This is a genomic window from Rhizobium indigoferae (assembly GCF_034554815.1).
Taxonomy (GTDB): domain Bacteria; phylum Pseudomonadota; class Alphaproteobacteria; order Rhizobiales; family Rhizobiaceae; genus Rhizobium; species Rhizobium leguminosarum.
The window spans coordinates 469,891-492,622 of record NZ_CP140638.1 but is presented as its reverse complement, the minus strand read 5'-3'; the positions used below and the strand labels follow the sequence as shown (position 1 = coordinate 492,622).

23 protein-coding genes are annotated in these 22,732 nt (G+C 62.7%); 11 read left to right on the top strand and 12 right to left on the bottom strand.

Annotation, left to right across the window (positions count from 1 at the left end):
• Positions 1-191: 191 nt before the first annotated feature.
• Genes U5G49_RS34770 through U5G49_RS34745 form a run of 6 tightly spaced genes read left to right on the top strand, consistent with a single transcriptional unit; the run spans position 192 to position 7,423 of the window.
• On the top strand, positions 192-1,178 hold the full coding sequence (locus U5G49_RS34770) for a BMP family protein (RefSeq protein WP_018448994.1): 987 nt from the start codon (positions 192-194) through the stop codon (positions 1,176-1,178).
• Positions 1,179-1,186: 8 nt separating this feature from the next.
• A complete protein-coding gene (locus U5G49_RS34765) occupies positions 1,187-2,599 on the top strand; it encodes an amidase (protein ID WP_047622138.1) in 1,413 nt (470 codons plus the stop codon).
• Positions 2,596-4,128 carry an ABC transporter ATP-binding protein gene (locus U5G49_RS34760; RefSeq protein ID WP_131703904.1) on the top strand — a complete coding sequence of 511 codons (1,533 nt, stop codon included), beginning with the start codon at positions 2,596-2,598 and terminating at the stop codon, positions 4,126-4,128. Before U5G49_RS34765 ends, U5G49_RS34760 begins: the two co-directional genes overlap by 4 nt.
• Positions 4,118-5,167, top strand: a complete 1,050-nt coding sequence (locus U5G49_RS34755) for an ABC transporter permease (protein WP_130654187.1) — start codon at positions 4,118-4,120, stop codon at positions 5,165-5,167. The genes U5G49_RS34760 and U5G49_RS34755 overlap by 11 nt, the downstream gene beginning before the upstream one ends.
• Positions 5,164-6,108 carry an ABC transporter permease gene (locus tag U5G49_RS34750; RefSeq protein ID WP_028732446.1) on the top strand — a complete coding sequence of 315 codons (945 nt, stop codon included), beginning with the start codon at positions 5,164-5,166 and terminating at the stop codon, positions 6,106-6,108. Before U5G49_RS34755 ends, U5G49_RS34750 begins: the two co-directional genes overlap by 4 nt.
• Before the next feature lie 25 nt (positions 6,109-6,133).
• Entirely contained in the window at positions 6,134-7,423 is a 1,290-nt protein-coding gene (locus tag U5G49_RS34745; RefSeq protein WP_130654186.1) for an amidohydrolase family protein, read from the top strand.
• A 63-nt stretch (positions 7,424-7,486) separates the two neighbouring features.
• Here U5G49_RS34745 and U5G49_RS34740 read toward each other — a convergent pair whose 3' ends face one another.
• On the bottom strand, positions 7,487-8,185 hold the full coding sequence (locus U5G49_RS34740) for a ribonuclease activity regulator RraA (RefSeq protein WP_130654185.1): 699 nt from the start codon (positions 8,183-8,185) through the stop codon (positions 7,487-7,489).
• Between the two features lie 27 nt (positions 8,186-8,212).
• Positions 8,213-8,998, bottom strand: coding sequence for an SDR family oxidoreductase (locus U5G49_RS34735; RefSeq protein ID WP_130654184.1), 786 nt, complete (start codon positions 8,996-8,998; stop codon positions 8,213-8,215).
• 93 nt (positions 8,999-9,091) lie between these two features.
• On the opposite strand from U5G49_RS34735, the gene U5G49_RS34730 reads away from it, so the two are divergent.
• Positions 9,092-9,964 (top strand): LysR family transcriptional regulator, encoded by an 873-nt coding sequence (locus U5G49_RS34730; RefSeq protein ID WP_193445090.1) that lies wholly within the window; start codon positions 9,092-9,094, stop codon positions 9,962-9,964.
• A 6-nt stretch (positions 9,965-9,970) separates the two neighbouring features.
• Here the strand turns inward: U5G49_RS34730 and msrA are convergent, their stop codons facing one another.
• Complete coding sequence (gene msrA / locus U5G49_RS34725; protein WP_018246963.1) at positions 9,971-10,480, bottom strand: peptide-methionine (S)-S-oxide reductase MsrA; 510 nt, start codon at positions 10,478-10,480, stop codon at positions 9,971-9,973.
• A 185-nt stretch (positions 10,481-10,665) separates the two neighbouring features.
• Between msrA and U5G49_RS34720 the strand changes: the two genes are divergently transcribed.
• From U5G49_RS34720 to U5G49_RS34705, 4 genes are read left to right on the top strand one after another with little or no spacing between them, the layout of a single operon-like run.
• Complete coding sequence (locus U5G49_RS34720; protein ID WP_130654182.1) at positions 10,666-11,811, top strand: extracellular solute-binding protein; 1,146 nt, start codon at positions 10,666-10,668, stop codon at positions 11,809-11,811.
• Positions 11,811-12,701, top strand: a complete 891-nt coding sequence (locus U5G49_RS34715) for an ABC transporter permease (RefSeq protein ID WP_193445091.1) — start codon at positions 11,811-11,813, stop codon at positions 12,699-12,701. Before U5G49_RS34720 ends, U5G49_RS34715 begins: the two co-directional genes overlap by 1 nt.
• A complete protein-coding gene (locus tag U5G49_RS34710; RefSeq protein WP_047622145.1) occupies positions 12,698-13,525 on the top strand; it encodes an ABC transporter permease in 828 nt (275 codons plus the stop codon). Before U5G49_RS34715 ends, U5G49_RS34710 begins: the two co-directional genes overlap by 4 nt.
• Before the next feature lie 34 nt (positions 13,526-13,559).
• Entirely contained in the window at positions 13,560-14,639 is a 1,080-nt protein-coding gene (locus tag U5G49_RS34705; protein WP_130654180.1) for an ABC transporter ATP-binding protein, read from the top strand.
• A 19-nt stretch (positions 14,640-14,658) separates the two neighbouring features.
• On the opposite strand, the gene U5G49_RS34700 is transcribed toward U5G49_RS34705, so the two are convergent.
• The 9 genes from U5G49_RS34700 to U5G49_RS34660 form a co-directional block, all read right to left on the bottom strand.
• Positions 14,659-15,492: an inositol monophosphatase family protein gene (locus U5G49_RS34700; protein ID WP_018246967.1), complete on the bottom strand. Its 834-nt coding sequence runs from the start codon at positions 15,490-15,492 to the stop codon at positions 14,659-14,661.
• A 96-nt stretch (positions 15,493-15,588) separates the two neighbouring features.
• Entirely contained in the window at positions 15,589-16,482 is an 894-nt protein-coding gene (locus U5G49_RS34695) for a ribokinase (protein WP_018246968.1), read from the bottom strand.
• A 24-nt stretch (positions 16,483-16,506) separates the two neighbouring features.
• Complete coding sequence (locus tag U5G49_RS34690; protein WP_018246969.1) at positions 16,507-17,154, bottom strand: TenA family protein; 648 nt, start codon at positions 17,152-17,154, stop codon at positions 16,507-16,509.
• Positions 17,155-17,156: 2 nt separating this feature from the next.
• Positions 17,157-17,999, bottom strand: coding sequence for a BtpA/SgcQ family protein (locus U5G49_RS34685; protein ID WP_018448981.1), 843 nt, complete (start codon positions 17,997-17,999; stop codon positions 17,157-17,159).
• Between the two features lie 35 nt (positions 18,000-18,034).
• A complete protein-coding gene (locus tag U5G49_RS34680; protein ID WP_018246971.1) occupies positions 18,035-18,808 on the bottom strand; it encodes a glutamine amidotransferase in 774 nt (257 codons plus the stop codon).
• Positions 18,809-18,844: 36 nt separating this feature from the next.
• Entirely contained in the window at positions 18,845-19,924 is a 1,080-nt protein-coding gene (locus tag U5G49_RS34675; protein WP_193445092.1) for a phosphotriesterase family protein, read from the bottom strand.
• A gap of 4 nt (positions 19,925-19,928) precedes the next feature.
• The gene (locus U5G49_RS34670; protein WP_130654177.1) at positions 19,929-20,933 is read right to left on the bottom strand and encodes an ABC transporter permease; all 1,005 of its coding nucleotides are present in this window, start codon (positions 20,931-20,933) and stop codon (positions 19,929-19,931) included.
• Positions 20,930-21,751: an ATP-binding cassette domain-containing protein gene (locus U5G49_RS34665; RefSeq protein ID WP_193445093.1), complete on the bottom strand. Its 822-nt coding sequence runs from the start codon at positions 21,749-21,751 to the stop codon at positions 20,930-20,932. The genes U5G49_RS34670 and U5G49_RS34665 overlap by 4 nt, the downstream gene beginning before the upstream one ends.
• Entirely contained in the window at positions 21,748-22,701 is a 954-nt protein-coding gene (locus tag U5G49_RS34660; protein ID WP_130654176.1) for an ABC transporter substrate-binding protein, read from the bottom strand. The genes U5G49_RS34665 and U5G49_RS34660 overlap by 4 nt, the downstream gene beginning before the upstream one ends.
• Positions 22,702-22,732: the final 31 nt, after the last annotated feature.

The following is a 22,732-nucleotide window of genomic DNA, read 5'->3' as shown; positions in this document are numbered from 1 at the left end:
CCTATCCTCTCTGCATATCCTGCCAATGTCGTCGCGCCAAGCCGCGACGACACACAGGTTCGGAAAAATCGGCTGCAGAACACAAGGCGCAACAGATTGAACAGCCTGATTTTTAAGCCCATTCGCTGCTTGACACATTTTTAGGCGCTACTATGATTTTTGAACCAAATGGTAAAAAAGGGGAACAATCAATGACCAAAGATATCCTGATTTCACGCCGGGCAGTGATCGCGTCCGGCATTGCGCTTGGGGTCAGCGGCTTTGCCCCGCTGGCAAGAGCCGCCGCGCCGCTGAAGGTTGCCGGCATTCATGCGTCGCCGGTTGAAAATGCCTGGAACTCCTGTCTGCACAAGGCGCTGCAGGACGCGGCCAAGGAAGGCGTCATCGAATATGTCTTCTCCGAAGGCGTCTCCGGCACCGATTATCCGCGCGCCATGCGTGAATATGCAGAACAGGGCAACAAGCTGATTATCGGCGAGGCCTATGCGGTGGAGAAAGAGGCCCGGCAGGTCGCGGCCGACTACCCCGATACCGCTTTTGTCCTGGGTTCGAGCGGCGAGCAGGCCGGCGACAATTTCGGCGTCTTCGGTACCTGGAACCATGACGGCGCCTATCTTGCCGGCATGCTGGCGGGCAAGATGACCAAGTCGAATGTCGTCGGTTCGGTCGGCGCCATTCCGATCCCCGAGGTCAACATGCTGATCAATGCCTTCGCGGCCGGCGTCAAGGCGGTCAATCCGGACGCGAAGCACCTCGTCTCGTTCATCGGCACCTTCTTCGATCCGCCGAAGGCTCGCGAAGCCGGTCTTGCCCAGATCGACGCCGGCGCCGACATCCTGTTCGGCGAGCGCATCGGCACCGCCGATGCCGCCAAGGAGCGCGGCATCAAGTCGGTCGGCTCGCTGATCGACTATACGCCACGTTATCCGGATACGGTGTTTGCCAACGCCATGTGGTATTTCCGGCCGATCCTGGACGCTGCGATCGCCGATGTCGCTGCCGGAAAGCCGGTCGGCAGGAACTACACGTCCTATGGCCTGATGAAGGAAGGCGGCAGCGATATCGTTTTCGTCAAGGGCGTGGCACCCGCCGATGCGGAGGCTGCGATGGAAGCCAAGCGGGCTGAGATCAAGGCCGGCACCTTCGAAGTTCCGAAGATGATGGACGAGCCGAAGTAATTCGGCTCATGAAGGACGATGCGACGGATCTGGCGGCAGCGATCAGAAATGGCAATCTGAGCGCTGCAGAGGCGATGCAGGCTTCTCTTGCCGCAGCTCAGCGGCAGGAGCCGCTCGGCGCCATCGCCTATCTCGATGCCGCCATGGGTCTCGCCTCGGCCGACGGCCGCGACCGGGAAAATCGGAGCGAGCCCGAACGCTTTTCCAACAGGCCGTTTGCCGGCGTGCCGATCTTGGCGAAGGATCTTGGCGGCCCCTTCGCCGGGCTGCCGGTCACGGCCGGCTCCCGTCTCTTCGAAAGAAAAGGCGGCGAAGCGGACTCCGAACTGGCCGCCCGTTTCCGCGACGCCGGTTTCTGCCTGTTCGGCCTGACAACCAGCCCGGAATTCGGCCTTTCGCTTGCCAGCGAACCGGCAATCGGGCCGATCTGCCGCAATCCGCTTGATCCGGCCCGGACCGCGGGTGGTTCCTCCGGCGGTGCGGCGGCAGCGGTTGCCGCCGGGATCGTCGCGATTGCGCATGCCACCGATGCCGGCGGTTCGATCCGTGTGCCGGCTGCCTGCTGCGGCCTTGTTGGAATGAAGCCGACGCGCGGCGCCATCCCCGGCGGACCATCTTTCGGCAATCACCTCGCCGGCATTGCGAGCGAACTCGCGGTTTGCCGTTCGGTGCGAGATACGGCGCTGATTTTCGACGAACTGAGCGGCAATTCACGAGGCCCCTTTGCGGATCCCTCCCCTGTCGATATCAATAACGGCCGTCTGCGGATCGGCCTGTTGATCGATACCGGAGCGGCCTATCCGACCGAGGGTGATCGGCTCGCGGCCGTCGAGGATGCGGCTCGTGCCCTCGAGAGTGACGGGCACGTTATCGTCCCGCTAAGCTGGGCCGAGTTCGAATCGAGCGTCGCCGCCAGCGGCCGCGCCTTCGCCGATATTGTCTCCGTCAACCTTGCGGCGCTCATGAAGGCTGCGGCGCTTGATGAAAGCCGGGCCGAGCCTCTGACGCAGGCTTTCGCGGCGCGCGGACGGGCGCTTTCGGTCACATCGCTCTGGAACACGCTGAACGAGGCCGTCCTGGTGAGCCATAAGCTCTGGGCGCTATTCGACAGGATCGATTGTATCCTCATGCCGATGCTTTCGTCTGCGCCTCTTGTGATCGGCTCCTTTCCGTCCGATCATGCCGATACGGATCTTCATATCGAGCGGATGACGGCATTTGCGCCGCTTGCCTGCCTCGCCAATATTTCGGGTTTTCCTGCTTTGACTCTGCCTTTCGGACAGGATGAGCATGCCATGCCGCTGCCGGTGCAGATCATGGCGCCGATGGGTCACGAGCCGAGGCTCCTGTCGCTTGCCGCACGCCTGGAGGCCGAGGGGCGGTGGCAGCACCGTTTTCCCGTTGCAGGACTGCCGTCATGACTGGGCCGGTGCTGGAGATTATCGGCGTCAGCAAGCGCTTCGGCGCCAATCTCGCCAATGACGATATTTCCATGACGCTTGCCGGGGGTGAGGTCGTCGCCCTGCTCGGCGAGAACGGCGCGGGCAAGACCACGCTGATGAGCATCCTTTTCGGTCATTACATGCCGGATGCCGGCCGAATCCTGATCGAGGGCACGGAGGTGCCGCCGGGCAAGCCGCGCGCAGCGATCCGTGCTGGCGTCGGCATGGTCCATCAGCATTTTTCGCTTGCGCCCAATCTGAGCGTTCTCGAAAATGTCATGACCGGCACGGAAAGACTCTGGTCCTGGCGCTCGGGGACGCCAGCGGCACGGACAAAGCTACTGGCAATTTCCGAGCGCTTCGGCCTCAAGGTCGATCCGGATGCCCGCCTTGGCGACCTGTCGGTCGGCGAGCAGCAGAGAGTCGAGATCGTCAAAGCGCTTTACAACGACGCCCGTATCCTGATCCTCGACGAGCCGACAGCAGTACTGACCAACATCGAAGCCGAGCGGCTGTTCACAACGCTGAAGGAAATGGCCCGCCAGGGCCTGTCGCTGATCTTCATCTCGCACAAGCTCGACGAGGTCATGGCAGCGGCCGACCGCATCGTGGTCTTACGCGGCGGCAAGATGGTCGCCGAACGCAAGGCGTCGGAAACCAGCAAGGCGGAACTCGCCGAACTGATGGTCGGGCGCCGTGTGACGCGGCCTGTGCGCGAGCCGTCGACACCCGGCGCCGTTGCCCTCGAAGCGGTCGATGTGACGGTGCGCACCGGCGGCATCGATCGGCTGAAGTCGATCAGCTTCCGGCTGCACCAGGGCGAGATCCTCGGCATCATCGGCGTTTCGGGCAATGGCCAGGCGACATTGGCGCATCTTCTCTCCGGTATGCTGGCGCGCAGCGCTGGCGACCTGCTGCTGTTTGGCGAAGCCATCGGCAATCTTGGTGTTACCGATGTCGTCGACGCCGGCATCGGCCGCATTCCCGAGGACCGCAACGAGGAGGGCGTGATCGGCGAAATGGCGATCTGGGAAAACACCGTGCTAGAGCGCATCGCATCACCGGCCTTTTCTCGCCGTGGTTTCGTCAACCGCAAGGCGGGCATGGCCTTCGCCAGGGAGATTATCGACGGGTTCGATGTTCGAGGCGGCGGCCCGGCCATCCGCACCCGGCTGCTCTCGGGCGGCAATATGCAAAAGCTCATTCTCGGCCGCAACCTGCATCAGCGGCCGCGCATCCTGATTGCCGCGCAGCCGGCGCGCGGTCTCGATGAAGGGGCCGTGGCGGCTGTCCACGCGCGCCTGCTCGAAGCCCGCCGGCAAGGTACCGCCGTGCTGTTGATCTCGGAAGATCTCGACGAGGTGATCGCGCTTGCCGATCGCATACAGGCAATCGTCGGCGGCCGCCTGTCTCCGCCCGTCGAGGCCGAAAGCGCCGACGCCCGTAAGCTGGGGCTGATGATGGCCGGCGAATGGCAGGAACCCCCAGAGGCCGGCCATGCGATTTGAGCGCCGCGAGCACCGTCCGCTTTACCTGCTGATCGTCACCCCTGTGATCGCGGTCATCGCAGCGCTGGCGCTGGCCGGCATCCTGATATCTATCGCCGGCGCGCCTGTTATCGATGCCTATTGGCGCATCCTGACCGGCGCCTTCGGCTCGCGGCTGTCGGCGACCGAAACGCTGACGCGGGCAACGCCGCTGATGCTGACGGGGCTTGCCGCCGCCGTCGCTTTCCGGGCGCGGCTCTGGAATATCGGTGCTGAAGGCCAGTTCTATCTCGGCGCTGTCGCCGTTGCCGCGGCGAGCTCGAAACTGCTCGGCAATCTTCCCGCCCCCATTCTCATTCCGCTGCTGCTGCTGGTCGGCGCCATTGCCGGCATGGTGTTGATCCTGATCCCCCTCTGGCTCAGGTTGCGCTTCTCGGTCGATGAAGTCGTCACCAGCCTGCTCTTGAACTTCATCGCTGTGCTCTTCGTCTCGATGCTGATCGACGGCATCCTCAAGGACCCGCTCGCCTTCGGCTGGCCGCAGTCGCAATCCGTCAGCGATCACGCCATGCTGCCGAAGCTGATCGCCCGCTCGCGCCTGCATATCGGCTTTGTGATCGCGATCGCCCTGGCGGTCGTCGTCCATTTCATCCAGTCGCGCACCGTGTTCGGCATGCAGTCGCGCGCCGCAGGTCTCAATCCCGGCGGCGCGGTCTTCGCCGGCGTCCCGCTCGGCAGAACGCTGGTGAAGGTCGCCTGTCTCTCCGGCGGGCTTGCAGGGTTGGCGGGAGCGATCGAGGTCATGGGCGTCAAGGGTTATGTGACGACCGATCTGTCGCCGGGTTTCGGCTATGCCGGTATTGTTGTCGCGATGCTCGCCAACCTCAATCCTCTCGGCGTCGTCTTCGCGGCCATTTTCACCGCCACCATGTTCGTGGGCGCGGATGGCATGAGCCGAGGCCTCGGCATACCCACATATATCGCCGATGTCACGGTGGCGCTGTCGCTGCTGACGATGCTGATTGCCTTGTTCTTCACCCAATACAGGATCCGGCGATGATGCAGCTGTTCGACATCATCGCTTCATCAGGGCTCTGGGCGGCAATCCTGCGGATCGCCACGCCGCTGATTTTCGGCACGCTCGGCGCACTGCTCTGCGAACGGGCGGGTGTGCTCAATCTCGGCATCGAAGGCATCATGACCTTCGGTGCGATGATCGGTTGGCTTTCTGTCTATCACGGCGCCGATCTCTGGACCGGCCTGCTGATTGCTGGCGTGGCCGGTGGGGTCTTCGGCCTGCTGCATGCCGGGCTGACGGTGACGCTCGGCCTCTCCCAGCATGTCTCCGGTCTCGGGGTGACGCTGTTTGCCTCGAGCTTCAGCTATTATGTCTTCCGGCTGATCGTGCCGCTTGCCAATACGCCGCCCACCATCGTGCCGTTCCAGCCGATCGCTATTCCCGGCTTGTCGACGCTGCCTTTCATCGGGCCGGCCTTCTTCACGCAGACGGCGCCGACCTATCTTGCGATCGTAATCGCCCTGCTGATGGCCTACATCATCTTCCGCACGCCCGTCGGCCTTGCGATCCGCATGACCGGCGAGAACCCGCATGCGGCGGAAGCTCAAGGCGTCAATCCGATGAAGGTGCGTTACGGCGCGGTGATTGCCGGAAGCGCGCTAATGGGAATGGGCGGGGCTTTCCTGACTTTGTCGGCGTTCAACAGCTTCTTTCCGACCATGGTTCAGGGGCGCGGCTGGATCTGCATCGCGCTCGTCGTCTTCGCCTCCTGGCGGCCCGGCCGAGCGCTGTTCGGCGCGCTGCTCTTTGCCTTCTTCGACGCCTTTCAGCTTCGGCTGCAAACCGCACTCAGCGGGCTCGTGCCCTATCAGCTCTTTCTGATGACGCCCTATATCCTTTCCATTGCCGCCCTTGCCGTCATGGCCCGCCGCGCCCGCGTTCCGCAGGCGCTGATGCAGCCCTATCGGCGCGGCGAACGCTGAATCACTTCTGTCCAATGAGGCTCCGATGTTCGATCTGATCGTCAGAAATGCAAATCTCCCCGATGGCCGAAAGGGGATCGATATCGGTATCCAGGGCGGCAAGATCATCGCTGTCGAGCCTAATCTCCAGGCGCAGGCAGGAGAAGAGATCGACGCGACCGGCCGGCTCGCCACCCCGCCCTTCGTCGATCCGCATTTCCATATGGACGCTACGCTGTCGCTCGGCCTGCCGCGTATGAACGTGTCCGGCACGCTGCTCGAGGGCATCGCGCTCTGGGGGGAATTGCGGCCGATCGTGACGAAGGAGGAACTGGTCGATCGCGCGCTGCGTTATTGCGATCTGGCGGTCACGCAGGGCCTGCTCTTCATCCGCAGCCATGTCGATACCAGTGATCCCAGACTGGTGACCGTCGAGGCGATGATCGAGGTTCGCGAGAAGGTCGCGCCCTATATCGATCTGCAGCTGGTCGCCTTCCCCCAGGATGGTTATTACCGCTCGCCGGGCGCGATCGACGCGCTCAACCGCGCTCTCGACATGGGCGTCGATATCGTCGGCGGCATTCCGCATTTCGAACGGACGATGGGTGAAGGTACGGCGTCGGTCGAGGCGCTCTGCCGCATCGCCGCCGATCGGGGCCTGCCGGTCGATATCCATTGCGACGAAACCGACGATCCGCTCTCGCGCCATATCGAGACGCTGGCTGCGGAAACCATCCGCTTCGGCCTGCAGGGGCGCGTCGCCGGCTCGCATCTGACCTCGATGCATTCGATGGACAATTATTACGTCTCCAAGCTCATTCCGCTGATGGCGGAGGCCGAGATCAACGTCATCCCCAATCCACTGATTAACATCATGCTGCAGGGCCGGCACGACACCTATCCGAAACGCCGCGGCATGACTCGCGTGCGGGAGCTGATGGATGCTGGGCTCAATGTTTCCTTCGGGCACGACTGCGTCATGGACCCCTGGTATTCGATGGGGTCGGGCGACATGCTGGAGGTCGGCCATATGGCAATCCATGTCGCTCAGATGGCCGGCATCGACGACAAGAAGAAGATCTTCGACGCGCTGACCGTCAATTCGGCGAAGACGATGGGGATTGCAGATTACGGCCTGGAAAAGGGATGCAACGCCGACCTTGTCATCCTTCAGGCCAGCGACACGCTGGAAGCGCTGCGGCTGAAGCCGAACCGGCTGGCGGTGATCCACCGTGGCAAGGTCATCGCCCGCTCGGCGCCACGCATCGGTGAGCTTTTTCTGGACGGGCGCCCGGCCCGGATCGACGGCGGCCTGGATTACGTACCTCGCTATTGAGATAGGGCGAAAGCAAAAAGGGCCGAGAAGCCGCGGCCCTCCTCAATCCGCCTGGCCTGGAGCCTATTTCTTCGAGGCCTCGTAGAGCGCCTTTGTTTCGGCGTTCATCGGGTAGAGGCCGGGCAGCGGTACTCCCTCATCGATCCTGGTCATGATCCAGGCTTCCATGCGCTCCTGTTCCAGCGCTTCATCAAGCACCGCCTCCAGCAGATCGGCCGGAATCAGCACAGCGCCGTCCTGGTCGACGACGATAATATCGTCAGGGAAGACAGCCACGCCGCCGCAGCCGATCGGTTGCTGCCAAGCGACGAAGGTGAGGCCGGCGACCGATGGGGGTGCTGCGACGCCGCGGCACCAGACCGGCAGGTTGGCATCGAGCACACCGGCAAGGTCGCGCACGACGCCGTCGGTGACGAGTGCGGCAACGCCTCGCTTCTGCATGCGGGCGCAGAGGATATCGCCGAAGATGCCGGCATCGGTGACGCCCATCGCATCGACGACGGCGACACAGCCCTCCGGCATCGCCTCGATCGCGGCGCGGGTCGAGATCGGCGAGGCCCAGGATGCCGGCGTCGCCAGATCTTCACGAGCCGGAACGAAGCGCAGGGTGAAGGCCGGGCCGACGATGCGCGGCTGGTCGGGCTTCAGCGGAACGGCGCCGCGGATCCAGACGTTGCGCAGGCCCTTCTTCAGAAGAACGGTCGTCAGGGTCGCCGTCGAGACGGTCTTGAGGGTTGCTATCGCTTCAGCGCTGAGGGCCATCGGGTATCGGTTCCAATTCGGTTTCTGTCAGATGCTCTGGATCATGCCGCCATCGACGCGGATCACCGATCCGGTAAGATAGGAGGCAGGCTCGCTCGCCAGGAAGGTGACGACATTGCCATATTCTTCCGGCCGGCCATAGCGGCCGAGCGGAATGCTGCCGGTGCTTTCTGCGACGACGTCATCGACGGAGCGGTTTTCGCGTTTGGCCTTCTGCTCGTCGAGGAAGGTGATGCGGCCGGTGGCGATCCGGCCCGGCAGGACGATGTTGACGGTGATGCCGTCGCGCCCGACCTCACGCGCCAGCGTTTTCGACCAGCCGACCAATGACAGGCGCAACGCATTCGAGATGCCGAGATTGGGGATCGGCGCGACCACGCCCGACGAGGTCGAGGTGACGATGCGACCCCATTTGCGCGCTCGCATCTCAGGCAGCACGCGATCGGTAATGGCGATGACGGAGAGCACCATGCTCTGGAAATACTGGTTCCAAAGCATCGGATCCTGGCCGGAGACGGTGGTCGGCGGTGGGCCGCCGGTATTGTTGACGAGGATATCGACCGGTCCGAACTGCTGTTCGATTGCAGCGACATGCGCATCGATCGAACCGAGATCGGAAAGGTCCCATTGCAGAGCCAGTGCCTTGCCGCCTTCGGATTCGATCGCCGCCGTGGTCTTCTCAGCGGCGGCGAGATCGATATCCGCCGCGGCAATTCTGGCGCCTTCGCGCGCAAGCTTGACGGCAATCGCGCTGCCCAATCCGCCGCCGGCACCAAGCACCAGGGCCGTCTTGTCCTTCAGGCCGAAATCCATTTCATCTCCTCATATGGTCGGGCCATCTTTCGGAGCAATGGATCGTAAATAAAATATGGCTTCTGCTTCGTTCAAGAGATAGAAAAACTATCGATGGACACACGTTTTCTCGAAACCTTCATTGTCGTTGCCGAGCGGCACTCGCTGGCGGAGGCCGCCCAGCGGCTGAACCTCACGCCTGCGGCCGTCGCCCAGCGCATCCGCGCATTGGAGGCCGAGCTCGGGGCGCGGCTGCTGGTGCGTTCCGGCCGCGTCATGCGGCCGACGGAGGCGGGTTTTGCCATTCTCGACCGTTGCAGGGATCTGGTGCGCGATACACGCGACCTGAAGGCGATGGCCGGTTCCGCGACGATTTCGGGCGAGATGCGGATCGGGGCGATCAATACGGCGCTGACCGGCCTCGTTCCCGACATTCTCCACCGTCTCGCCCAGGACTATCCGCTGATCGAGATCTTCCTCAAGCCGGGCGCGTCGATGGACCTCTATGCCGAGGTTTTGAACGGCGCGCTGGATGCGGCCTTCATCATCGAACCGCGATTTCCGATGCAGAAGACACTGACCTTCAACAAGCTGCGCCAGGAACCCCTGGTGCTGATCGCTCCGCGGGACTGTGAGGGGGCGGATCCGCTCGAACTGTTGAAGGCCCTGCCCTTCATTCGCTACGACCGCAACCAGTGGGGTGGTCACATCGCCGATGAATATCTGCGCGAGATCGGCATCCATCCGGTCGAGCGCTATGAGCTCGATGCGCTGGAGGCGATCGCGGTGATGGTAGACCGCGGTCTCGGAATCTCGATCGTGCCGGATTGGGCGCCGCCCTGGCCGGCTGGCCTTGATATTCTCAAGCTGCCCCTGCCCCGCTCGTCCGCCGTTCGCACCGTCGGCATCGTGGTGACGCGATCCTCGCCGAGGACAAATCTCGTCGCCGCGCTTCTAGAAACCAGCCGCGCGGCGATGGGAATCTGATCAATTTCAAGCGATCTTCTGGCGGACCGGCAGTTTCCAGCCGGGCCGAACGAAATGGCAGGTATAGCCGTTCGGAATCCGCTCCAGATAATCCTGGTGCTCGGGTTCTGCCTCCCAGAAATCGCTAACCGGCACGACTTCGGTGACGACCTTGCCGGGCCACAGGCCTGATGCGTCGACATCGGCGATCGTATCCTTGGCGACACGCTCCTGCTCAGGGGTGACGTAAAAGATCGCCGAGCGGTAGCTCAAGCCAACATCATTACCCTGGCGGTTGCGCGTGCTCGGGTCGTGGATCTGGAAGAAGAATTCGAGGATTTCCCGAAAGCTGATCCTTGTGGGGTCGAAGATGATCTCGATCGCCTCGGCATGGGTTCCGTGGTTGCGGTAGGTGGCATTCGGCACATCGCCGCCGGTATAGCCGACGCGGGTCGAAATCACGCCCTTGTATCGGCGGATGAGGTCCTGCATGCCCCAGAAGCAACCGCCGGCGAGGACTGCACGTTCTTCGGTCATTGGATATCTCCTTTTCCGCAACAGATAGTATCTCCTGTCGCCGATTTCCACACGGTGCAAAGAGCACAGCTGTGCAATTTCCCTCAGATACGCCCGATCTGTCATGTCGATGTTACGCGCCGGCGCTAGCAAGGCCTCGGACAATCCTGCGGAGGCCGAGCCTCGACACCTGATGGAGACGGGTTATGAATAGACGCGAATTTCTGATCACATCGTCAGCTACAGCCGGTCTGCTGGCTCTTCCGCGTTTCGCATCGGCCGCAGCCGGCACGATCGATCTCTACAGCGGTTCGGATGCCAATATCGTCGACCTCTGGAACAACGTCATCCGCCCGGCCTTCGAAAAGGCGCATCCCGGCGTTGCCCTGAAGGTGACCGATGCCGGCGACAATAACGGCTTGGGCGCCATCGCCGACCGTGCGCTTGCCGCGCTGAAGACGAAGACCGATCCGCAAGCCGACCTCTTCGAGCAATTCGATCCGCGTCTGCCATCCGGCGGCATCGATGCCGGCCTCTGGGTGAAGTTCTCCGCCGAGAACATCGAGGGCTACGACCATATCAACCCGCTTGCCTTCGATACCCCCTACTCCCTTCCCTATCGCGGTTCGCAGGTCCTTCTCGCCTATGACACGACCAAGCTCGATCCGAAGGATGCGCCGAAGAGCTGGGATCAGCTCACCGCCTGGATCAAGGCCAATCCGGGCCAGTTCATCTACAACCGTCCCGACAAGGGCGGTTCGGGCGGAAACTTCGTCCGCCGCGCCATCCATGAGGCCAATGGCCGCGATCCGAAGAAGTTCAAGGTCGACAATTTCACCGCCGACTTCGCCACTGAGACGCTGACACCGGCCTGGAAGATCCTCAACGACCTCGCCCCGGCGCTTTACGACAAGGGCGCCTATACGGCCGGCAACACCCAGTCGATCCAGTTGCTCGCCCAGGGCGTCGTCACCATGGTGCCGGTCTGGTCGGACCAGGTGCTGCAGGCGATCTCCCAGGGTGTGCTGCCTGATACGACCGGCCTCGTGCAGCTTACCGATCTCGCCCTCTGCGGCGGTTTCTCCAGCATCACCGTCTTCTCCAACGGCGCCAACAAGGATGCGGCGCTGAAGCTTGCCGCATTCATGCTGACGAAGGAAATGCAGGAAGCGATCATCACCGAGATCGGCGGCTTCCCCGCCATCTCGTGGGATCACATCTCCGACGATCTTCGCAAGAAATATGCCGACGTTATTCCCTCAACCATTCCGACCTTCCCGGGAGGCGATTGGGAAAAGGCGATCGCCGACGGCTGGTACCGCAACGTCGCTCCGGGCATCAGCCGCACCTGATGTCCACTGACACTGCGCCGGCGGTTCTGCGCCGTCACCGGTCCATGAGAAGGGGGAGCTCTATCGGGCTCCTCCTCGTTGCTCTGCCGGTCTTCCTGGTTGCATGGCTGGTCGTCTTTCCGATCCTTTCGGCGGTCGTCGGCACAATCTTTGTTCGAGGCCCTAACGGAGCGACGGAATTCTCGCTTGCCTCCTACCGCTTCTTCTTCACCGACGGCTACAGCCTCGGCAATCTGTGGCTGACGCTCTGGACCACCGCCGTCTGCGGTATCCTGCTTCTGGCGATCGGCCTTCCGATCGCGCTTTACCTTCGGTTCTCGCAGGGGCGATTTGCCGCCTATGTGCAGGGCATGGCGATCTTTCCAATGTTCGTCCCATCGATCATCCTCGCTTATGCGCTGATCAGGACGATCGGCCCGAACGGCACCGTCGACCTGTTGCTGAATTCCGTCGGCCTACTCAAGCTGCGCACGCCCTATCTGACACCGTGGGGACCGGTCATCGGTCTCGTCTGGGACAATCTTCCGCTCACGGTGCTGATGCTGACATCAGGGCTTTCCTCCATTTCGAACAGTGCGATCGAAGCCGCGCGCGATGTCGGCGCAAGGCCGCTTCGGGTCTTCGTCTCGATCATCCTGCCGCGCATGGGTAACTCGCTGCTGGTGACTGCATCCTTTGCGGTGCTTGGCATCTTCTCCGCCTTCACCCTACCCTATGTGCTCGGCTCGGCATCACCGGAGATGATGGGGCCGTTCATGCAGCGCACTTTCGCCGATATGAACGACCCGCTGAACGCCATGACCCAGGCCGTCATCACATTCGGCTTCTGCCTGATCTTCGGCATCCTCTACATCAGGTCGATCGCCCGCAACCGCGAGGCCCAGCCATGAATGCCGGCGGATCGAGCTTCGGCCTGCGCTTCGACTGGATCGGCCTGCTCTTCGCGTGCCTGCTGACGCTGTTCATCGCGCTGCCGCTTATCGTCGTCGGCACATGGGCCTTCACCGAGATCTGGCGTTACCCCTCGGTGATCCCGCAGCAGTTCGGCCTGCGCTTCTGGGGCCAGACGCTGGCGCGCGGGGATGTCTGGGACGCACTCTTCCTCAGCCTACGGCTGACGACGACGGTCACCATTCTTTCCGCCGTCATCTGCCTTCCCGCCGCTTATGCTTTCGCGCGCATGCGCTTTCCCGGCAGAAACATCCTGTTCCTGTCGTTTCTGGCATCGCATGCCTTTCCGAAATTCGGCCTGCTCGTCGCCATTGCCGGCATCTTCCTGCAGCTCGGCCTGATCAGCACCTTCTGGGGCGTCGTGCTGATCCAGCTCGTCGGCACGCTGATGCTGATGATCTGGATTCCCGTCGCAGCCTTCCAGAATGTCGACCGGCGCATGGAAGAGGCAGCACGCGATGCCGGTGCAACGCCGCTGCGCGTCTTCTGGTCGATCACGCTGCCGCAGGCGGCGCCGACGATATCAGCCGCGCTGCTCTTGACCTTCGTCGGCACCTTCTACGAGACCGAAGGCGCCTGGCTGATCGGCGCGCCCGAGATTCGCACCATGCCGGTGCTGATGATCAGCTTCATCAACAACCAGATCGTCGTGCAATACGGCGCCGTGCTCTCCGTCATGCTGTGGGTGCCGTCCTTCATCGCGCTGATGTTTGCACGCCGCGTGATCGGCACCGGCGCCTTTGCGAGAGGCTTCGGCGCGTGAAGCTTTGCGTGTCAGTTCAGGGAAGGGTTTGAGAATGGCACATCTGGCGATCGAAGGCGTTTCGAAGCTGTTCGGGACCACTTTTGCTGTTCGCGACTTCTCGCTCGAAGTCGGCGACGGCGAGCTCGTTTGTCTGCTCGGCCCATCCGGTTCCGGCAAGTCGACGCTTCTCAGAATGATCGGCGGCTTCGAGCGACCGAGCGGCGGAACCATCCGCATCGACGCCAAGGATGTGACGACGATGCCGCCCGAGCGGCGCCCGACCGGCATGGTGTTCCAGAACCATGCGCTCTGGACGCACATGGACGTCTTCAACAATATCGCTTTTGGCCTGAAGCTCCGCCGGCTGCCGAAAGCGGAAATCCGTGAGCGTGTCGAGGCTGCACTGGCGCTTGTCGGTCTTGCCGATTACGGCCGCCGGATGACGACGCAACTGTCGGGCGGCCAGCAGCAGCGTGTCGCCCTTGCCCGCTCGCTCGTGCTCGAGCCGAAGATCCTTCTGCTCGACGAGCCCTTCGCCAGCCTCGACCAGCATCTGCGCGAGAGGCTGCGGGAGGAGGTGCGCGATATCCAGCAGCGCCTCGGCATCACCACGCTCTTCGTCACGCACGGTCAGGACGAGGCCTTAGCGCTGGCCGACCGCATCGTCGTCATGCGCGACGGACGCACCGAACAGATCGCGCCACCAAGCACCATCTACCGACAGCCGCAGACGGCCTTCGTCGCCGGTTTCATCGGCTCGATGAATTTTGTCCAGAGCCGCGTTAGAAACGGTGTCTGCGAGCATCCGCTCTTTCCGCTTGCCGTTCCCGTCGAGGACGGGCCGGTGACGCTGGCCGCCCGCCCGGAAGCGCTGACGATCCGTCCCTCGGATCGGGCGGATGCCGCGACAGTCCATCGCGCCGTCGATTTCGGCACCCACAAGATGGTCGATGTCGATCTTGCCGACGGCAGCCGTCTGAAGGCGATGGTGGCGCCCGACGATCGCGTCCGGGCCGGGATGAGGGTCGAGCCGAGCTTCGCCGGCTTTTTCGTCTTCCGCGACAACGAACTCGTCCATCAGTCGATGCCGGCAAAGGGCGATGTGGAGATCGAAGAGCTCCTGCGGGTTTAGACGCTCCGAATGCGCCGATTCACGCCTTGCTCTCGAAGCCTTCCAGCAGCCAGGGATGCAGCGCCTTGCTGGCGGCAAGGATATCGCCCCGCCCGTCGACTTCGGCCCCAGAAAACCGGGTGACGATGCCGCCCGCCTCTTCGACCAGCAGCGCCGAGGCGCCGAAATCATGGATCGCGAGCCCGTCCTCGAAGAATCCGTCCAGCCGGCCGCAGGCGACATAGGCGATCGACAGTGCCGCCGAGCCGAGCCGGCGCACACCCGCCGTATTGGCCATCAGCCGTCTGACGGCTTCGAAATATGTCTCTTCCGCAACCGCCTTGACCTGGCCGGGGATCGGCAGGCCGGCGCCGACAAGCACATTCTCGATGTCATCCACATCGGCGCAGCGGATGCGTTCGCCGTTGAGATAGGCGCCGCCGCCGATCTCGGCGCTGAACAGCTCATCCTGCATCGCGTCATAGACGACGCCCATGACGAGCCTGCCGCTTTCGACGATCGAGATGGTCATGCCGAAATGCGGAATGCCCCAGGCGTAATTGGTCGTGCCATCGATCGGGTCGATGTAGATAACAGGCGTTTCCGGCGCGGCCGTGCGGTTGCCGACGGCCTCCTCGCCCTGGATGGCATAGTCCGGGAAGGCCTTCGTCATCTCGTCGACGATGATCCGCTCGACGGCGACATCGATTTCGGTCTGATAATCGCGCGGCGCCTTGGCGAGCATTTCTGCCGACGTTCGTCGCCGCAGCGAGCCACGGGCGGTTTCGCCCGCCTTCAATACCGTTTCTGCAAGCACGACGAGGCGGGACGAGGCGGTCGGGGAAAGACGCGCGGAAATCGAGGGTGATGTCATGAGGAAAGTCCGGATGTAACGGAGGGAATCGCGAGAAGCCCATCCCTTCGCAGAGGCTGATGATGGTTTTATGAAACGCCCGTCACACCGAGCCGGTTATGTCAGGATCGCTTCAAGCTCGGAAATGGTCGGAAACGCCTTTCTGGTTCCATGTCTTGAGACGGTGATAGCCGCGGCCGCGACTGCGTGTTCGATGGCTAGCCGGTCCAGCCGCTGCCGGCGCAGCGCGCAGGATGCTAGTGCTGCGGCCATGAAGGTATCGCCTGCGCCCGTTGTATCCACAACATCGCAGACCTGGGCGGGCACTTCGATGCTGTCGTGCCGGTTCACGAGCGTCGCGCCATCGCCGCCCAGCGTCAGGACGACGTCTCGCAGGCCCCGGCTGAGCAGATATTCGGCAGCCTCCCTGCCCGTCGTTCCCGTCAGGGTCTGCGCCTCGCCCTTGTTGAGGAAGGCGATGTCGATCAACCCCCAAAGATCAGAGAAATAGGAGCGCACCGGCGAGGGATTGAAGGCGGTGACCATGCCGATCGCTCTTGCATGCTCCAGGATCTCGCGGGTCGTCTGGTCGGACAGATTGCCCTGCAGCATCATGAGATCGCCGGTGCCGGCCGTCGAGAGGATCCGCCTGACATCGGAGAGGGACAGGCTCTGCGCCGATTCCGTCGTCGTGACGATGGCATTTTCGCCGCCCGGCAGTCGGAAGATGATCGAGACATCGCTCGATGCATTTTCCATTTCGATCAGTTCGCTCCGAAGCGGTTCGTCCGCGAGGTAATGGCGAATGGTATCGGCCCTCGCATCCCTGCCGACAGGCGCTACCAGCGTTGTCGGAACGCCGCAGCGGGCCATGACGACCGCCTGGTTCGTGCCCTTGCCGCCGAGATCGCTGCCACCGGCATTGCCGAGGATGGAGGCGCCGATGACGGGAAGTTCGGAAACGGCGATGGTTTCGTCGATGGCGACGTTACCGACTATATAGGCGCGCATGCATCTGCTTTCGCAAGGCTGAAGCTAAAGGTAAGGCGCATCGTGAAAATCGATCTCGAGCTGCATCGCCCGGCCGAAGATCGCGCTGAGCCGCGCTTTTTCATCCTCTTCCAGCGTTTCTCCTGCCATGTCGAGTTCATTCTTCAGCCATTGCGCCTGGGCGGCGAAATTCGGATCGACATGCAGGTCGACCCATTCCTTCAACAGGGGATCGCTGATCGGGCGGTTAGCCGCTTCCTTCGACCAGGTCCAGTACATCCACTCGGCAGCAAACATCGCCGCAACCGTGTCGAGGAAGCCGCCCTGGCGGGCGATCTCCAACATACCGGCGCGAAAGGCCTCGACCTCGGCGATGCCGGTATCGAAGGACGAGGGATCGATGCGGCGGCTGGCGAAGGTGCGCTCGAAATAGGTGATCTGCTCGTTGGCAAGCGCGTCGAGAACCGCGATCAGCCAGCGCTTCTGCGTCATCGTCCTGGCGGTCGCCGCCGCATAGGCAAAGATCGAAATGGCGCTGTCGACGAAGGCGCCTTCATAGACGAGATAACGCTCGAAGGCCGCCTTGCTCAACGTGTCGTTTTTCACATCTTCGACGAAGCGGTGGTTCAGCATCGCGCCAAGGACAGCGTCGTTCTCGCGCAGGATCCGGGCCGAAAGGCTCTCTGCCGCCATACTCAACCCTCCAGTCCCGGTTCGGCCGCCGCCCGGAAGGTGCGCACGCGCTCGACGTCGACCGGGTTCCACCAGACGCCGCCGTGCTTCAGCGAGGAAGCGACGATGACGCCATTGGTGCGGCTCAGAATATCGACGATATTGTCCTTGTTGACGCCGGAGCCGACGAGCAGCGGCAGGTGTGTCGCCGCGCCGATTTCCTCGATCTCCTCCATCGTTGCCGAATTGCCGGTCCGCTGGCCGGTGGCGATGACGCCATCGGCATCGAAGAAGGCGAGATCACGCGTCAGCTCCTGGATCGAGCGGTCGGCGACGATGGCGTGGCTGCCATGCTTGACGTGGCTGTCGGCGAAGACCTTGATGTGCTCGGCCCTGAGCAGCGAGCGGTAGCGCATGGCTTCGGCCGCCCTGCCCTCCATGAAGCCTTCATTGGCGACATAGGCATTGGCCCATTGATTGACGCGGATGAATTTGGCGCCACCGGCCGTGGCGATGGCGAAGGCCGGGATCGGCGCGTTGGCCAGCACGTTGACGCCGAGCGGAATGCCGGCCGCGCGCGCGATCCGGTCGGTGACAACAGACATGAAGCCAGTCGTCTCGGGGCCGATATCCTCGGGCTTCGAGAACGGTACATCGCCATGATTTTCGATGATCAGCCCATGCAGGCCGCCTTCCACGCAGGCTTCGGCGTCGCGCATGCACGCGTCGTAAATCGCATCCATCGCAGCACCCCGGTAGCGCGGCGCGCCCGGAAAGGCCGGGCAATGGATCATGCCGATCAGGACCTTGTCCCTGCCGAAGATGTCCCTGATGGCGTTGGACGGCCTGTCCGAAATTTCCTGCATGTCATTCCCTTTCCAATTCCCGCCGCGTGCTGACATCACGCCTGCTTTTCCGTGAGCCAGCCGAGGATGTTCTTCCAGAGCCGGCCATAACCTTCCCATTCGCAGAAAGCGGGCGACAGCCAGTGCGGGCCGATATCCGACGTCCAGGCCGCCGTCCGCCCAGTGCCATGCGTGCCGACGACGAGCAGCGGATGGCCGCCCTGATCCTCAGGCAGGCGCGCGACGATCTCGACATCGGCACGGTCTCGCACTTCGACCTCGTTGACGCCGAGAAGCACCGGCCAGGCGCCTTCAAGGCCCTGCATTGTCGGATGCTCCGGCTTCACCACTTCGGCAACAGTTCCCTCGGGAATTTCGACGCGGTCGTCATAGGGCAGGCACGTGACGGGCAGCGTGTCTTCGACGGGGGTGCGCCGCCAGCGGGCCTTGCCGTCGATGCCCTGGAAGGAGAAGTAGCCACCGACCATCAGCAGGCCGCCGCCCTTCTCCACCCACGCCTTCAGAAGCTTCAGCCGGTTCGGCACGGTGCGCGAATGCAGCCACACATCCGGGGGCAGCAGCAGCGAATTGGCGCCGATATCGGAGAGAATGATGGCGTCGTAGGCGTCGAGCCCGGTCATCTCAAAGGGGAATTTCTCCACCGCCTCGTGCGCCGGCATATAGGTGAGCTCGAAGGCGCTGCCGGCGAGCGCCTTCACCAACGGTTCGGCGCCAAGATGGAAGGTGACGCTGCCGAACTGGTCGAAGCCTTTGTAATGCGTGGCGGAGCTGACCCAGCTCTCGCCGACAAGGAGGATTTTTTTTGTCATGGTCTGCCGTACCTGTGATCGATTGAATGGATGGAGCTAGGCTCCGGCATGAAAGACGCGGCGCGGATTGCTGCGCATCATTTCGTCGAGAACCGTCTTGTCGAGGCCGTGCCGCTGAAGACGGGGAAGGAAGTGGCGAAGGATATAGGCGTAGCCATTGCCGCCGTAACGCGTCAGCATCATCTTCAGAAAGACATCGTGCGACAGGAGAATCCGGTCGAGATAGCCGGCCTCGACGAGACGCACGATCGCGCGCGCCGCCTCCTCGTCGCTCGGGCACTGCACCTGATGGTCGGCATAGAAGAAATCCATGCCGATCATGTCGTATTCGATGAAGGCGCCGCGCGCGGCCAGCTCGCTTTGATAGGCGATGTCGTTATGCGACGGGTTCATGTGGCAAAGCACGGTGTGGCGGAGATCGGCCCCCTCCTCCGCCACCACGTCGAGCACGCGGTGACCGAGGCGGAACCAGCCCGGCAGATGCACCATCAGTGGAAGTCCGGTCAGCACCTGCGCGCGTGCGGCACCGCGCAGCGATTTCTCCTCCTCGGCGGTGAAATCCGAGGAGACACCGATCTCGCCGATCAGGCCGATCCTGACGCCGGTGCCGTCGACGCCTTCCTTCGCCTCGCGGACGATCTCCAGTGCGATATCATCGACGCTCATCGCGGCGACGCTTTCCGGATGTGAGGAGCCGAGGTAATAACCCGCCCCCATCACGATGTTGAGGCCTGACGCTTCGGAGATACGCCGGAGCGCCAGCGGATCTCGGCCGATGCCCTTACAGGTCGGTTCCACCACGGTGCGCCCGCCCGCCGTGGCGAAGTCCTTGAGCTCGGCGATTGCCAGCTGTTCGTCGTCGAGCGTGATATTGTGCTTGTTGACGAAGGGGTCCTGCCTGAGTTCGCCGAGGATCTCCATGCAGACGAAGCTTTCCGCGAGATATTGCCGTTCCGGCGTCTTCGGCGCATGCCACCAGCAGCGGCAGTCGTTGAGGATATGCTCGTGCATCAGCGTCACGCCGAGCGCATCCGCCGAAATCGGACCGGTGACGGTCATCACCTTACCGGATCGGATATGCGCTTCGGACAGGCTCTCTGCTGTCTGCTCGCTCATCGCTTCATCCTTTCCTGCCCAGCCGGAAATGGAAATTGGCCGTGAAGATGCGCGTGTTCAGCCAGATGGCAACGAGGATAATGGCACCGGTGACGATCTGGGTGAAGAAAGGCGATATGTGCATCAGGATCAGGCCGTTGCCGATGACGGCGATGGTCAGCGTGCCGAGCACGGTGCCGAGGATGGTGCCGCGTCCGCCCATCAGCGACGTTCCACCGAGCACCACGGCCGCAATCACCTGCAGCTCGAAACCGACGGCGGCATTGGACGAGCCGGAGCCGAGACGAGCGGCAATCAGCAGGCCGGCGACGGCGCAGGCGATGCCGGAGATGATATAGACCGATGCGATAATCCATTTGGCAGGCATGCCGACACGCCGTGCCGCCTCTGCATTGGAGCCGACCGCCACGACCTGCCGGCCATATTTGGTCGCGGTGATGACGACGTAACCGAGAATGGCGATGACGACGGCAATGACCGCAGGGATCGGGAAGCTGAGGATTTCGCCCCGACCAAGCGCGAAGAAGCCCGGCGCATCCTTGATCGGGATGGAATAGCCCTGGGTCAGATAGAGCGCCAGACCGCGCAGGATCGAGAGGCCGGCAAGCGAGACGATGAAGGCGGGAATGCCCTGATAGGCGATAAACCAGCCCTGAACCAGCCCCATGAAGCCGCCGAGCACAATCATGCCGATGACCACGGACGGCCAGGGAACACCCATCGCCATGACGATCGCCGCGACGGCATTGACGAGCGCGACCTGTGAGCCGACCGAGAGATCGATGCCGCCGGTGATGATGACGAAGGTCATGGCTATGGCAACGATCAGGATGGGAGCGGCCTGCCGGACGATGTTCAGGATATTGCCAAGCGTGAAGAAGGTTTCGCTGCCGATCGAGAAGAAGATCATGCAGGCCAGGAAGAAGATGGCGATCGACAGGACTTGCGCGTGTTCGCCGAGGAAATCGGCGATGCGCGAGCCATGGCCGCGTTCCGTATAAGCCGTCATTGCCTGGCTCCTTCACCGACGATCAAATGGACGAGATCCTCGAGGTTGGTGCTGCCGATCTGCCGTTCGGCCACTTTCGTGCCCTCGTACATCACCGCAATGCGGTCGCAGACCCGGAAGAGATCCTGCAGCCGGTGGGTAATGAGGATCACCGAGACCCCGTTCGCCTTGACGCGGTTGATCAGGGCCAGAACCGCCTCGACCTCGGCGACGGCAAGTGCTGACGTCGGCTCGTCCATGATCAGCACCTTCGGCTTGAAGGAAGCGGCGCGTGCAATGGCGATCGCCTGACGCTGCCCGCCGGAGAGCTGGGCGACCTTGCCGGTCAGTCTCGGGATGCGGATTTCAAGCGAATCCAGCATCCTGCGAGCTTCAGACAGCATCGTCCTGGTGTCGAGAAATGGCCCGCGGCTGAGTTCGCGACCGAGGAAGAGATTGCCGACGACATCGATATGGTCGCAGAGGCTGAGATCCTGGAACACCATTTCGATGTTTCTACCACGCGCATCCGCGGGGCCGGAGAAGCGAACCTCTTCGCCTTCCATGGTGATGGTGCCGGCATCGGGAATGTAGGTTCCCGAGATGATTTTCGTCAGCGTCGATTTGCCGGCGGCGTTATCGCCGACAAGGCCCAGGCATTCGCCGGGGAAGATGTCGAGATCGACGCCGCGCAGGGCCTGGTGCGAGCCGAACGACTTCCGGATACCGCGCAGCGAGATGCGCGGGTCGGATCGGGTGCCGCCGGATGTTCCGGTTCCGGAGGGTGCGACCCCTCCGGAACCGGCGGCAGCGATGTCACGCTGTCCGCTTTCGATCATTTGAAGACGGCCCGGTACGGCTCGACATTCTCCTTGGTGACGATGGTGATCGGCACCGAGATCGTCTTGGTGACGGCTTCGCCGGCCGAGGCCTTGACGAGCGCGTCGACGGCGGCACCGCCCATTGCAGCCGGATCCTGCTGGACGACGGCGACGACGAAGCCGGCATCGATGCCGGCAATGGCTTCGGCAGTCAGATCCCAGCCGAACACCTTGATCTTATCCTGCTTGCCTTGGCTCTGGACAGCGGCGATCGCCCCCATCAGGGCTGGCTCGCCGGTGGCGTAGATCGCGGTCAGATCAGGATTGGCGGTGATCAGGTTTTCAGCCGCCGCAAGAGCGTTGTCCTGGATGTTCTGGCCATCGACGACGCCGGCTATTTCAATGCCGTCGACGCCTTTCAGGGTCTTCTCGAAGCCCTCCTGGCGGATGTTCTGGATGAACGAATTCAGCGCGCCGACGACGCCAAGCTTGGCCTTGCCGCCCATGTTCGCCTTGACGTAGTCGAGGAAGTATTTGCCCATATCGGCGCCGGCCGCGGCATTGTCCACGCCGATCTGCGCCTTCTGTGGGCCATCAGGCAGGATGGCGTCGATGGCGACGACAGGAATGCCGGCATCGGCCGCCTGCTTGACCGCCGGCATGATGCCGTTGACGTCGATCGCCACGACGGCAAGACCGGAGACCTTTTCCTGGACGTAGGTTTCGATCGCGCTGTTCTGCGCGGTCGTCTCGTTGTTAGCGTTGAAGATCACCAGTTTGACGCCGGCGGCATCGGCCGCCTTCTGGGCGCCCTCATTCATCTGATTGAAGAAAAGCGCCTGCTGGTTGATCTGGACTAGCGCGACAGTCTTCTTTTCCTGCGCCGCGGCGCCGGACAGGCCGATGAAGGTCAATGCCGTAAAGCCGGCGGCGGCGATCATCGTTCGTCTTGTCAAATTCAGTGTCATGTTCTCATCCTCTTTTGGTTTTTTGACGTTG